Annotated in this window: 13 protein-coding genes; 9 read left to right on the top strand and 4 right to left on the bottom strand. The window is 69.0% G+C overall.

From position 1 onward, the window contains the following. Positions 1–10 precede the first annotated feature (10 nt). The 3 genes from JQX13_RS14255 (at position 11) to JQX13_RS14245 (ending at position 3723) form a co-directional block, all read left to right on the top strand. Positions 11–1528, top strand: coding sequence for a sensor histidine kinase (locus tag JQX13_RS14255; RefSeq protein ID WP_203409563.1), 1518 nt, complete (start codon positions 11–13; stop codon positions 1526–1528). Positions 1529–1538: 10 nt separating this feature from the next. Beyond that, positions 1539–2261, top strand: coding sequence for a class I SAM-dependent methyltransferase (locus JQX13_RS14250; RefSeq protein WP_203409562.1), 723 nt, complete (start codon positions 1539–1541; stop codon positions 2259–2261). Between the two features lie 118 nt (positions 2262–2379). Continuing rightward, the gene (locus JQX13_RS14245; protein WP_239014747.1) at positions 2380–3723 is read left to right on the top strand and encodes a sensor histidine kinase; all 1344 of its coding nucleotides are present in this window, start codon (positions 2380–2382) and stop codon (positions 3721–3723) included. 492 nt (positions 3724–4215) lie between these two features. On the opposite strand, the gene JQX13_RS14240 is transcribed toward JQX13_RS14245, so the two are convergent. Beyond that, on the bottom strand, positions 4216–5004 hold the full coding sequence (locus JQX13_RS14240; protein ID WP_203409561.1) for a trypsin-like peptidase domain-containing protein: 789 nt from the start codon (positions 5002–5004) through the stop codon (positions 4216–4218). A 166-nt stretch (positions 5005–5170) separates the two neighbouring features. Between JQX13_RS14240 and JQX13_RS14235 the strand changes: the two genes are divergently transcribed. Both JQX13_RS14235 and JQX13_RS14230 read left to right on the top strand, forming a co-directional pair. Continuing rightward, on the top strand, positions 5171–6571 hold the full coding sequence (locus tag JQX13_RS14235; protein WP_203409560.1) for a M16 family metallopeptidase: 1401 nt from the start codon (positions 5171–5173) through the stop codon (positions 6569–6571). A 2-nt stretch (positions 6572–6573) separates the two neighbouring features. Further along, the gene (locus JQX13_RS14230) at positions 6574–8076 is read left to right on the top strand and encodes a M16 family metallopeptidase (RefSeq protein WP_203412022.1); all 1503 of its coding nucleotides are present in this window, start codon (positions 6574–6576) and stop codon (positions 8074–8076) included. A gap of 59 nt (positions 8077–8135) precedes the next feature. On the opposite strand, the gene JQX13_RS14225 is transcribed toward JQX13_RS14230, so the two are convergent. Both JQX13_RS14225 and JQX13_RS14220 read right to left on the bottom strand, forming a co-directional pair. Continuing rightward, complete coding sequence (locus tag JQX13_RS14225; RefSeq protein ID WP_203409559.1) at positions 8136–8432, bottom strand: hypothetical protein; 297 nt, start codon at positions 8430–8432, stop codon at positions 8136–8138. A 140-nt stretch (positions 8433–8572) separates the two neighbouring features. Beyond that, positions 8573–8914, bottom strand: a complete 342-nt coding sequence (locus tag JQX13_RS14220; RefSeq protein WP_203409558.1) for a hypothetical protein — start codon at positions 8912–8914, stop codon at positions 8573–8575. A 165-nt stretch (positions 8915–9079) separates the two neighbouring features. Here JQX13_RS14220 and JQX13_RS14215 point away from each other — a divergent pair, with 165 nt between their 5' ends. Continuing rightward, the gene (locus JQX13_RS14215) at positions 9080–9880 is read left to right on the top strand and encodes a DUF4190 domain-containing protein (RefSeq protein WP_203409557.1); all 801 of its coding nucleotides are present in this window, start codon (positions 9080–9082) and stop codon (positions 9878–9880) included. Positions 9881–9885: 5 nt separating this feature from the next. Here the strand turns inward: JQX13_RS14215 and JQX13_RS14210 are convergent, their stop codons facing one another. Continuing rightward, a complete protein-coding gene (locus JQX13_RS14210) occupies positions 9886–10326 on the bottom strand; it encodes a hypothetical protein (protein ID WP_203409556.1) in 441 nt (146 codons plus the stop codon). Positions 10327–10484: 158 nt separating this feature from the next. On the opposite strand from JQX13_RS14210, the gene JQX13_RS14205 reads away from it, so the two are divergent. From JQX13_RS14205 to JQX13_RS14195, 3 genes are all read left to right on the top strand, one after another. Beyond that, complete coding sequence (locus tag JQX13_RS14205; RefSeq protein ID WP_203409555.1) at positions 10485–10799, top strand: YciI family protein; 315 nt, start codon at positions 10485–10487, stop codon at positions 10797–10799. 91 nt (positions 10800–10890) lie between these two features. Next, on the top strand, positions 10891–12369 hold the full coding sequence (locus tag JQX13_RS14200; RefSeq protein WP_239014746.1) for a DUF2380 domain-containing protein: 1479 nt from the start codon (positions 10891–10893) through the stop codon (positions 12367–12369). Then, a complete protein-coding gene (locus JQX13_RS14195) occupies positions 12369–12839 on the top strand; it encodes an NUDIX hydrolase (RefSeq protein ID WP_203409553.1) in 471 nt (156 codons plus the stop codon). Before JQX13_RS14200 ends, JQX13_RS14195 begins: the two co-directional genes overlap by 1 nt. The last annotated feature ends 42 nt before the right edge of the window (positions 12840–12881 follow it).

Genomic DNA, 12881 nt, shown 5'->3' with positions numbered 1-12881 from the left:
CTCGGAATCGATGCTCGGACCCGGTCCCACCGCGCTCCTCGATGCCGTTCACGCGCTCGTCCTGGTGCTCGATGCCCGGGGGTGCATCCTCCACCTCAACCGTCATGGGGAGCGGCTGCTCGGCTACTCCACCCGCGAGGTCCAGGGGCTGCGCATGGAGGAGCTCGCCGCGCTGACCCCCGGGCAGGAGACGGAGGGCACCGCCCTCGCGCGGCTCGTCGAGGGGCCCCACCCCGCGCAACACGAGGGCCCCTGGCGCACCCGCACCGGCCCCGAGCGGCTGCTCGCGTGGAGTACCTCCCGGCTCGCCTCCGGCCCGGCCGGCGCCGAGGGCCTGCTCGTCCTCACCGGCGTGGAGATGACGGAGTACGACCGGGCCCTGCGCGAGCAGGTCCGGTTCTTCCAGACGCTCATCGACAGCATCCCCAACCCCATCTTCTACAAGACGCTGGACGGCCGGTACGGCGGCTGCAACCGCGCCTTCGCGGAGATGCATGGCAGATCGCCCGAGGACATCATCGGCAAGTCCGTCTGGGAGATGGCCCCGCCCGAGCTCGCCGCGCGCTACGCCGCCAAGGACCAGGAGCTCTTCGACCGCCCCGGCATCCAGACGTACGAGTCCTCCGTGCGCTTCGGCACGGGCGAGGTGCGCGACGTCATCTTCTACAAGGCCACCTACACCGACGCGGAGGGGAAGCCCGCGGGCCTGGTGGGCATCGTCCTGGACATCACCGACCGCAAGCGCGCCGAGGCCGCCCTGCAGAAGGCCCGCGACGAGCTGGAGGAGCGCGTGCGCGCGCGCACCGCCGAGCTGCAGAAGCTCAAGGACGCCGCCGAGGCCGCCGACCGCACCAAGAGCGAGTTCCTCAACATCGCCTCGCACGAGCTGCGCACGCCCCTCACCTCGCTGCACCTGGTGCTCACCCAGGCCCGGCGCCAGCTCGAGCGCAACGAGCCCGTCTCCGACGTCACCCTCGTCTCGCGTATGGAGCGCTACACCGGCCGCCTCACCCGGCTGGCGGGAGATCTGCTCGACGCCTCGCGGCTGGAGCGCGGCCAGCTCCACATGCGCCAGAGGCCCGTGGACCTGCGCTCCCTGGTGGCCGACGTGGCCGGCGACTTCCGCCAGCAGTACCCCGAGCGCCAGGTGGAGGTGGAGCTGCCCGAGGGCGTCGCCTGGGTGGGCGCGGACCGGGACCGGATAGAGCAGGTGCTCGCCAACTTCCTCGACAACGCGATGAAGTACACCCCGGCCCAGGCCCGCGTGGCCGTCCAGCTCTCCGTCTGGGACGGCACCTTCCGCGTCTCCGTCTCCGACGAGGGCCCGGGCATCCCCGACGAGGAGCGCTCCCTCCTCTTCCAGCGCTTCCACCGCCTCTCCTCCTCCGTCCACCAGCCGGGGCTGGGCCTGGGCCTCTACATCTCGCGCGAAATCATCGAGCGCCATGGCGGCACGCTCGGCGTGCTCGGCCACCCCCCCGGCCGCCCCGGCGTCACCTTCTTCTTCGAGCTGCCCCGCTCCCGCTGAGAGCCAACGCATGTTCCACCCCAAGGGACCGAGTTTCGTGGAGCTCCTCCAGCAAGGCCTCGGCTCGGTGGAGCGGGGGTATGACCTGCTCGCCCCCAAGTTCGAGTACACGCCCTTCCGCACCCCGGAGGCCCTGGTGAAGGCGAGCCTGGCGCTGGCGGGGCCACCGGGGAGCGTGGAGAGCGCGCTGGACGTGTGCTGCGGAACGGGGGCGGCCATGCGCCACCTGCGGCCGCTGTGCCGCCGGCGCGTGGTGGGGCTGGACGTGAGCCAGGGCATGCTGGACGAGGCGCGAAGGCTGCTCGCCGGCTCCCCGGGCGAGGCCCCGTTGGAGCTCGTGCGCGGTGACGCGTTGGACATGCCCTGGCGCGAGGAGTTCGACCTGGTGACGAGCTTCGGCGCCTTCGGCCACATCCTCGAGGAGGACGAGCCGAGGCTGGTGGAGGGCATCCACCGGGTGCTGCGCCCGGGTGGCCGCTTCCTCTTCATCACCGGGGAGGAGCCCTCGCGGCTGAGCCCCGGCTACTGGGTGGCGCGCGCCTTCAACGCGGCCATGAGGGTGCGCAACGCGCTCTGGAGTCCGCCCTTCGTCATGTACTACCTGACCTTCCTGCTGCCGCGCGCCCGGGCGCTGCTGGAGGCCCGGGGCTTCACCGTGGAGGCGCGGCGCGACACCCTTCCCGAGCCATACTCCCGGTACGGCTTCACCGTGGTCATCGCCACCCGGCGCTGAAAGCGGATCTGGCTGTGCGGCCCTACCGCGGACGTCGTATCATCCCGGGCGCCCCCATCTCGTCTGGAGTCCCGTCGCGCCCATGCACCGCCTGTCATCCGCTCCGAAGGAACCCTTGGTGCCAACCCGGGTCCTGAGCAGGGGGGACCTCCAGCGGCGCAAGACGGCGCTGGTGTTCGCCGCGACCATCCTGCTGACGTACCCGATGGATCTGCTCATCCTGCGGCAGACCAGCCACCTGCCGACCCTGCTGACCCGGGTGGCGTGGACGGTGGAGTTGCTGCTCTACCTCGGGGTGTGGGAGCGGATGGACGAGCAGCGGGCGCGGCTGCTCATGTACATCAACAGCGGCATCAACAGCGTCTTCTTCCTGCTGCTCGTCTACTTCACCGGAGGAAGCGAGAGCCCGTACCTGGACATGGTGCCCACGCTGCCGTTGTTGATGGCCCTGGTGCACACGCGAGACGCGAGGCCGGTGTTGATCAACGGCATCGTCTGCGCGGTGGGCGTCACGGCGGTGCTGCTGCTGACGAACGGGCACGTGGCGAACGCGCTGGTGTGGATCAGCATCGTGGGGGTGGCGACGTTCTTCGGGGTGTACGGCTCGGAGCAGCTGCGCAAGGTGCAGGCCGCGGAGAACGAGGCGCGGCTGGAGCGCGCCCGCCGCGAGTCACTGGAGAAGCTGGCGCTGGCGGAGAGCCACCGGATGCAGTCGGAGAAACTGGCCACGGTGGGGAGGCTGGCGGCCAGCGTCATCCATGAAATCAACAACCCGCTGGCCTTCGTGCGCTCCAACCTGGAGTTCCTGAGGACGGAGGTGCTGGCGCATCCCCTGCCGGAGGAGTCGAAGGAGGAGCTGCGGGAGGTGTTCGACGAGACGCGCACGGGAGTGGAGCGGATCCGGCAGATCGTGCTGGACCTGAGGGGCTTCTCACGGATGGACGCGGACGAGCCGTGCGAGTGCGCGCTGGCGGACGTGGTGGCGGACGCGGCGAGGCTGGCGGCGGTGCGGCTGAAGAACGTGGCGAAGCTGAAGGTGGAGGTGCCGACGGAGCTGCCGGAGGTGTTCGCGACGAGGCGCAGACTGGCGCAGGTCATCCTCAACCTGCTGGTGAACGCGGGGGACGCGCTGGAGGAGGCGAAGGTGCAGAAGGGCGAGGTGAGGGTGAGAGGGGAGGTGGGGGAGGGGAAGGTGACGCTGCTGGTGGAGGACAACGGCCCGGGCTTCCCGCCGGAGACGCTGCCGAGGCTGTTCGAGGCCTTCTACACGACGAAGGGGCCGGAGAAGGGGACGGGGCTGGGGCTGTCCATCTCACGAGAGCTGGTGGAGCGCTTCGGAGGGACGCTGAGCGCGGAGAACCGGCCGGAGGGAGGAGCGAGGCTGAAGCTCGAGCTGCCGGTGCATGACCCAAACACAAACACCCCTCTCCCCCTGGGAGAGGGACGGGGTGAGGGTATCTGAACCCCGGGTCCACGGGCTCAACCAAGGTAGACTCTCGGGCTCGCTCGTGAAAATCGCATGAAAGAGGTTGGTGTCTGGCGGCTCCTTCCAATGCACAATCAGCGGGACTGGAGTTTCCGCTATTTCGCGCGGAAGGGCGTTGAATCCGAATATCTTTTCGATTTTTCTCGCCACGACATCGGCGGGACTCCGCATTTCGGGCGGAAGCGGCTCAAAGCAGACCACAGGCGTGGCGGTCCATCTGCGTAGACATCCACTTGACCGTCCCGATAGGTCTCGCTCGCCTTGACGGTGAAGGTCAGTTCCGTGCCGTCCATGAGTGTGACCCGCAGCATGAAGGGGTCCCCCAGCTCCAGGTCCTTGAGCGGAACGATGACCACGGACCATGAGACAGGTAGTCTAGCAGGTTCGAACCTTAGAAGTGGGTTCCATCAATCAGGAGCTGGGGTGAATCAGGTGCTGGGGTGAAGGTCGTCGCCAAGAACCCGAGAACTACCGTGCCGTCCCCGAAGAAGCCGTGGGCAACGCCCGGGCGAGCTGGGCGCGAACGCTCTCGGTGGGATTGGCGGCGCCCCAGAGGGAGTCCTCGCCGTCGTTGCCACCGCCGAGGTTGATCCCCACCACCTCGCCGCGGGCATTGAGCACGGGCGCCCCGCTCGTGGCGCGCAGAGACAGGGTGGGGTCCGCGAAGTGGTAGTTGAGCCGGGTAGCCGTGGAGGAGTCCACGCGCGCCTCGTGCAGCAACTGATGCTGGGTACGGCCCTCGAGCACCTCGGCGAACAACCACACGCGCTCGCCTGGCTGGGGACGCGCCCTGGCGAGCTTCAGCGCACGAGGAGCGAGCGACTCGGGGACGAGGAAGGCCGCCACGTCACCGGACAGGTCGGCCGCATCCGTGGTGGCGTGGGCACCAGGGAGAACCCACATGGGACCGGCCTCCCGCGTCTGCTCCGAGGACGTCAGCGCGTCGAGCCAGACGCCACGCACGAAGCGACCCAGCTCCGCCGCCGCCACCTCGCGCTCCAGACCGCCCGCGGGGCCGAACAGGTGGTACGCCGTGAGCCCCACCAGACGCCCGTCGTCCAGGCGGACGACGAAGGCCGTCCCGGCGGCGAACTCGCCTTCCGCCGTGACGAAGCGGGGACGCATGACGGCTCCCTGGGGAGGCCGGGGCACCGACACGGCGCTCGCGGGCTCCTGGTGACGCGAGCCCTGCCGGCAGCCGGCGAGGGAGCCCATGACCAACACGACGGCGACGGCGGACGACAGGACGGTTCGCATGAAGCCGCCGAGCGAACCACTCTTCGGATTCCAAGAAAAGGGGCCCGTCCGGAGTCGGACGTACCGGGCCGGCGATCCGAAATCCGAGGGGATTCGCGCTCCGTCGGGAACAAGGTGCGTGCTAAGCGGATTGCCTCTGACACACCCGAGGAGGCAACCGCTCCGCATGAAAGCGCTCATCACCGCCGCCGTCCTCGCCCTCGGCCTTCCGGCCTTCGCCCAGCAGCAGGAGGCGAAGCCGTTGGGGCCGGGGCGCGAGGCACTGGCCATTCCCCACGAGAAGTACAAGCTGCCCAACGGGCTGGAGGTCATCCTCGCCCGGGACCCCAAGCTGCCCGTGGTGGCCGTCAACGTCTGGTACCACGTGGGGGCCTACAACGAGCAGCCGGGCCGCACGGGCTTCGCGCACCTCTTCGAGCACATGATGTTCCAGGGCTCCAAGCACGTACCGGACGACGTGCACATCGCGATGCTCGAGCAGCTGGGCGCCAATGACCTGAATGGCACCACGAACTTCGACCGGACCAACTACTTCGAGACGGTGCCCAGCAACCACCTGGCCACGGCGCTGTGGCTGGAGAGCGACCGCATGGGCTTCCTGCTGGACGCGCTCGACGAGAAGAAGCTGCGCACCCAGCAGGAGGTGGTGAAGAACGAGCGCCGCCAGGGCTACGAGACGCGCCCCTACGGCCTGGCGCAGGAGAAGTTGTGGAAGGCGCTCTTCCCGGCGCCGCACCCGTACCACGGCAAGGTGATTGGCTCCATGGAGGACCTGAACGCGGCCACGATGGAGGACGTGAAGGCCTTCTTCCGCACGTGGTACGCGCCCTCCAACGCGACGCTGGCGGTGGTGGGGGACTTCGACCCGAAGGAGGCCCGCGCCCTCATCGAGAAGTACTTCAGCACGCTGCCGAGCGGCCCGAAGCCCGAGAAGCCCCAGGTGGCCCCGGTGAAGATCTCCGGCGAGAAGGTCATCCGCCACGACGAGAAGGTGGGCACCCTGCCCATGGTGGTGATGTCCTGGCTCACCCCGCCGTACCTCACCGAGGGAGACGCCACGGCGGACGTGCTGGCCAACGCGCTGGGCACCGGCAAGTCCAGCCGCCTCTACAAGCGCCTGGTGCAGGACAAGGAGCTGGCCCAGAGCGTGAGCGCCCACCAGCAGAGCCTCGGCGCCCAGTCCGTCTTCACCCTGGAGGCCGTGGCCCGGCCCGGCGTCACCAGCGACGCGCTCGCCAAGGAGCTCGACGCGGTGCTGGAGGAGGTGCGCCGCGAGGGCATCACGCAGCAGGAGCTCAACCGGGCGCGCACGCGCTTCGAGACGCAGATGCTGGCGGGGCTGCAGTCGGTGGGCGGCTTCGGCGGCAAGGCGGACGTGCTGCAGAGCTACAACCACTACACGGGAGACCCGGGCTTCCTCGACGAGGACCTCGAGCGCTACGACGCGGTGACGCCGGAGAAGGTGCGGGCCTTCGCCCGTGAGTACCTGAGGCCCGACGCCCGCGTGGTGCTGCACGCCGTGCCCTCGCAGAACGACTCCGCCCCCGCCGCGAAGGAGACCCACTGATGATGCGCCGTCTGTTCGTCGCCGTGTCCCTCCTGGCGCTCGCCGCCGCGTGCAGGACGGCGCCGGAGCCCGCCCCCGAGCCCTCCCAGCCGCCCGCCTCCGAGGCCCCCGCCACTCCGCCCCAGGAGGACCCCGAGGCCTTCCGCAACCAACCCCCCAAGCCCGGCGAGCCACCCGAGCTGGTGCTGCCGAAGTTCGAGCAGGCGAAGCTGGACAACGGGCTCACCGTGCTGGTGAGCACGCGCAAGGAATTGCCGCTCGTCTTCGTGGGCGTGGCCTTCGCGTCGGGAGGCTCGCAGGACCCGAAGGGCAAGTGGGGCCTGGCGGACATCACCTACAAGATGTTGCTGGAGGGCGCGGCCGGGAAGGACTCGCAGACGTTGGACCAGGCCTTCCAGGACCTGGGGGTGTCGCCCTCGGTGAGCGTCAACCCGGACGGGGCCTTCGTGGGGGTGCGGGTGCTCGAGCGCAACGCGGACGAGGCGCTGGCGCTGCTGTCCGACGTGGTGCGCCGGCCCAACTTCGCGCAGAAGGACTTCGAGCGGCGCAAGAAGCTGCAGCTGGCCGAGCTGGTGCGCGCCATGGGCAGCCCGGGCTTCCTGGCGCAGCAGGCGTACCTGGACGCGGTGTTCGGCCCGGCGCACCCGTACGGGCACCCGGTGAGCGGCCTGCCGGCGACCGTGGAGACGGTGACGCTCAAGGACGTGAAGGGCTTCTACCAGAAGAACGTGGGCCCCAGGGCCGCGGCGCTGGTGATGACGGGAGACGTCACGCTGGAGGAGGCGGTGGCGCTGGCGAAGAAGTACTTCGGCGACTGGAAGGGGAGCACCACGCCGCCGCCGCTGCCGCCCGAGCCCGCCGCGCTGCCACGGCAGCAGGTGGTGTACGTGCCCAAGCCGGGGTTGGATCAGACGGTGGTGGTGGTGGGCCGGCCGGGCGTGGCGGTGGGGCACCCGGACGAGTACGCGCTGGAGCTGGCGACGACGGTGTTCGGCGGCTTCTTCGGCAGCCGGTTGAACATGAACCTGCGCGAGGACAAGGGGTACAGCTACGGGGCGGGGGCGAGCACGGACGCGCGGCTGGGCGTGGGGCCGCTGACGGCCTCGTCGGCGGTGCGCAAGGACGTGACGGGCCCGGCGCTCACCGAGTTCTTCCGCGAGATGAAGGGCATCCGCGAGCGCCCCATCACGCAGAAGGAGCTGGAGGCGGCGCGCGAGGGCCTCATCCGGGCGATTCCGGGCGGCTTCGAGTCGGTGGAGGGACTGGGAGCGAGCGCCGCGCAGCTCTTCTTCCTGCGCCGGCCGATGGACGAGTTCGCCCGCACGGTGACGGGGCTGGAGAAGGCGACGCCAGCCGAGGTGCAACGGGTGGCGGAGAAGTACCTGGGCCCGGACGCGATGCAGGTGGTGCTGGTGGGCGACCCGGAGGTCATCCAGCAGCAGGTGGGCCCGATGGAGCTCGGCAAGCTGACGCCGAGGGAGCCGGTGGCCCCGCCGAAGCGGTGACCCGGAAGCAGTGACACGGAAGGGAGGGCCGCTGTCCCCGGCCTTCCCTTCCAGCCGTGTCAGTCCCGATCCTTGTCGCGCTCCTCCTGACCTCGGAGCAGGCGGATCTCCTCATCGGCCTCGTCGATGGGGCTGCGGATGTCGGGCACGTACCCGCCCACGGGACCATCACTGTCGAACGCGAACTTCTGCTCACGCGTGGCGTGGATGGATTCCGCGGCATACAGGGGCCGGGTGTCATCGGCCTCGAGACCGCGCTCGACCCGGTCCTTCTCGAAGGGGGGCTTTCCCTCCTCGTTCTCATGCGGGTGGACGGGGTTGTACTTCCTCCCCTTGTCCTTGTCCTTGTCGGCCATGGTGAGGCTCCTCGTGGAATGCGGACGCGCGAGGGTGCGCGTCCCTACCCGACTCAATGTGGGGTGCGTCCGGGGCGCTCCAAGCTTCCCGAGAGGTGGACGGGCCCTGGCTCGCCCGGCCGCCCGGCGAGCGGCGGGGGCTACTCCGCGTCCGTGGGACTCGACTGCAAGTCCAGCCGGACGAGCACCTCGTCATCCAGCGTGGCCTCCCGGCTCTCCTGGTAGGAGGCCCGGGCCCGGTCTCCGGGCTGGATGTCCGAGCGCTGAATCCGCTTGCCGTCCCGGAAGATGCGGACCGAGTCATCGAGCACGAAGTCCAGGTCGCCCTCGTCCGTGCTGATTTCGATCTCCTTCGACTCCACCCGGGAGACGACACCCTCGACGGTGTAGAGCCGCTCCAGGGACTTCCCCTCGGGCTGCGCGTGCACCAGGGCGGGGACGAGAGAGGCCGCCAGGGTGGAGAACAAGAAGAGCCGTTTCATCGCCGTCCTCCTGGTTCGCGGTGGCGGTCGCCACCATCTTTCAATGTGGAGACGCCGGGCGTTGGTGGGCACCCTGGGATGACCGCTCCCTGGAACTGCGATCCGAGCAACGCCCGCCCGTCAGGGCTACGAACGGGGGGTCTGTTCATGCGAGTCTTTCCCCGCATGAGTGGCTCCGCCGCACCGTCCGCCCTCCAGGAAACCGTGCCCTGCGCCCATCACCCGGAGCGCCCCGCCGTGGGCACGTGCGCGCGCTGCGGAGCCTTCTGCTGCGAGGCCGAGGCGATCCACCAGGGAGAGCACACCTACTGCGAGGACTGCGGCCACCGGCCCGAGGTGAGCTACGTGGAGGAACTGCGCGTCCGGCTGTGGGGCAAGCGGGACACATGGGCCTGGCTGATGCTGATCAGCGCGCCCGCGCACCTGGTCTTCTGCATCGGCAGCGGACTGGAGGGGATGTGGAACTGGGCGGTGCTCGCCGGGGTGAACGCGGTGGTGGTGACGGCGTGGTTCCTCGGAGTGCGCCTGGCGCGGCCCGCGCTGCTGCTGCTCCCGCCCGCGTGGGTGGTGGGCATGCTGCTCAAGGGGCGCGAGGCCTTGGAGGTCGTGCCGTTGATGGTGCCTCTGATGGCGCTCGCGCTGGCGGCCTTCACCAGCACGCGTAGCCAGCTCTTCTTCCGCCTGGAGGTGGAACCCAGACGCCTGGAGCGGCTATGGGATGCGCGAGCGAACAACCCGCTCGCGACATGGGCCCTGCGCTGTGGATTGGTGGGCCTCGTGCTGCCCGTGGTGGCGCCCGCGGCGGTGCTGCTCGGCTGGGTTGCCCTGCGCCGGGTGAACCCGGAGGCACACCCGCCCGTGGGCAAGAAACTCCAGGCCCTCGAGGCCATGGGCCTCGGAGTCCTGAGCCTGCTGCTCTGGACCTACGCCCTGGTGCGGCTGAGTCAGATGAACCACCCCCTGTGAAGGCCCTACGAAGTACCTGACGCCTTCTGGGACATGACCCAGAGCAGGGCACGAAAGCGCTCGGGATGCGCGTGCGCATCGATATGTCCGTAGACCTCCACCAGCTCACCGTCGCTGAGTGCCTCGTACTCGGACGCACGCTGGGGGGCAGTGGTCGGAATCTCCGCGCGCCTCGACGCGACGATTGCCTCGAGTTTCTCGCGCTCCCAGGACTTGCCAGAGGGATTCCTGGCACGCTCGCCAGCCCGCAGCAGCGCGAGCGCGGCGGAGCCGAGTACGAGGGTTCGGAGGATGGTGCCGATGATACTCCCGAGGCGGAAGCCGGCTCGGGCGGCTTCTGTTCCTCCAGATTGTTGGTCCGGGAGCAAGATGTCCCAGACGAGCGCGGCGACGGTGAGCGCCGCCAGGAGCCAACCGGCAACGCGAAACAACTTCGATTTCATCATCCCCTCCCAAAGACATCCATGCAGAGTGCTCGACATATCCTGGCGCCACCAGGCACGCCGCGGCAAACCCTACTCGGTACGGCCGCCGTCCAGTCACAGCGCGTCAGGCCCGGTGAAGGTGTCGGAACCACCACCAGTCGTCTGATACGTTGCTGCCCATGCCCTCCAGCCTCTTCTTCGTTCGCCTCGTCTCGAATCGTCCCAACTTCGCGATGTCCATGACCGCCGAGGAGCAGACCACGATGCGCGCGCATGGCGAATTCCTCCAGGGTCAGCTCGCGGCCGGCACGCTGGTCGTGGCGGGCCCGGTGCTCGACCCCGCGGGCATCTTCGGAATGGCCGTGTTCGAAGCCGAATCGATGGACGAGGTCCGCCGCATTCTCGAGAGCGATCCCGCCAGGGCGATCGGGCGCCATGAGATCACCCCCATGGGCCCGAGCAGCGTCCGGCCAGCGCGTCCCGCGGGCACCTGAGCCGCCGGAAGCCTCCGGCGACGGGCTCCGAAGAAGGACCACGATGCGCGCTGACTCGCCACGAATCCGGTGGACGGGGCTGCTGCTCGCCATGGCCCTGCTGTCCACTGGCTGCGTGTCGCTGACGCCATCCTCCGGCCTGGGGGTGAACTCGGGCTACACGCCGCGCGAGGTGGCCCCGTCCGCGTCGGCGGCAGGACCGAGCGTTGAGTCTTCGCGCGCCCTCGCCCGTCCTGAGCACGAAGTACCGTCAAGACAGCACCGTCGCCGTACCTCACAGGAGACCGTGACGGTGCCGGGTCCTGGCAGCATGGCGGAGGCTTCGCGGCAGAGCGCTCTCGCGGCCCACCTGGCGTTTCTCGGTGCCGTTGGCGACGTGTCGGGCTCCACCCGCCGCATTTCTGGCGAGCTCTCCAGACTCGAGGCCAGCAAGCGGGGCATCGCCGGCAAAGCCGCGGGCCTCTTCGTCCCCTACGTCGAGTATGGCGAACGGCAACTGCGATGGATTGAGGCCGAGCTCGCCGCCGCTACCCGGCTGGCCAACGCCGCTTCGGAGGTGGATGACCCGGACATGCAGCTCGCCCTCCTGCGCCTCGCCGGCCCACGACTCGAGGCGGCCATGCTTGGCTCCCTCCTGCTCGCCGGATGGCTCGACCTCCTCAACCTCGTCGATGTCGTGCTCAAGCAGGGCTTCAACAGCGTGGAGACGCTGTTCGTGAACATGGACCGCTGGCAGAAGATGCTCGAGCCCTCCATGTCGGCACTCTCCTCCCTGGAGCCAGGGCAGGTGGAGGCAGCGGCGAAAGACATCCCGGCGCTGATGGGCCATCTCTCCAGCGAGTTCAACTCAACCGCAGAGACCGTGCGCGTGGCGATGAAGCGCACCGAGCAGGCGATGCTGTTGGCGCAGCTCGTCGAGATGGTCACCCAGGTGTCGGCGCTGAAGATGTCGCTGCCACGGATGCCACCGACCGCTCCCGCCACGTTGGGAGTGGGCCTCATGTTGGGCTCCAACGGCGTGATGATGGGCACGCGGATTGTCGTCTCCGCCGAGTGGGTGGAGATGATGCACCGGCTGGTGCGGGCGGGCGTCATCAGCCTTCCCGTCGTGAGTGCCGCTGTCCGGATTCACGCCGGCCAGGTGATGATGGCGCAGTCGCACGACGAACTGCCCAAGGGTGTGCGCGAGGCGCTCGGCGACGGTCCCGAGGTGCGCGGCATGCATGTGACGGGCAGAGCGGGGGCCGGCATGACCGAGCCGCCGCGGCACCACGTCCTGCCGCGAGAGTTCCGCGAGTGGTTCGAGAAGCGCGGCTTCACTGGCGAAATGAACATCGACCAATTCTGCGTCAGGATGGAGCAGGCAAAGCACGAGGCGCTCCATGGCGGTGGCAACTGGCGCCTGGGCCGCCAATGGCCTGGCGAGTGGAACCGGATGGTCATGGAGGCTCTGCGCGAAGCCGAGAGCAAGGTTGGCCGGATGTTGACGCCAGTCGAGATCCTGGACACAGTCGGATTTCACATGAGGCGCAACAAGATCCCGATGAACTTCATCCCCTGGAGCGGGTGATGAGCGAGGACCGATCTTGGGAGGGCAGATGGAAGACTCGCCTGTATGAGCGGGTCCGCGAGCGAGGTTATGATTCGCTCACCGCCTTCGCCGAAGCCCGACCCACCGCCTCGCTGGTGGCGCTGGCCGAGGAGCTCGGTGAGGACGACATCAACGCGGTGCAGGTGTTCAGCGGATTGGTGGCCGAAGCGGAGCGAAGCCATCAACTCACACGCCTGGTGCGCGGCCAGTTCGCACGTGAATTCTCCGAAGGTCTCCCCAATGGCTGGCCAGCCGTGCTCGACGACGCCAACCGTTTCAAGGTTGCCAGAACGCTCGGCTTGTGGACCTCCTACACCCCAGAAACTCATAAGGAGCTCGTGAGGAAGATCGGTGATGCGCTCCTCGCGACTCCGCCGCCGCCCGGCTGGCGCCCGCTCGGCCCCGATGACGAACTACTCCGCACGCTCCTTCCTGACGAGGAGGTCTGAACGGATTCACCGTGCACCCCGAGGCCTCGGACCGCCGTGAGC

It is taken from the genome of Archangium violaceum, assembly GCF_016859125.1.
GTDB lineage: Bacteria > Myxococcota > Myxococcia > Myxococcales > Myxococcaceae > Archangium > Archangium violaceum_A.
The sequence above is the reverse complement of the archived record's forward strand: the minus strand, read 5'-3'. Positions and strand labels throughout refer to the sequence as shown.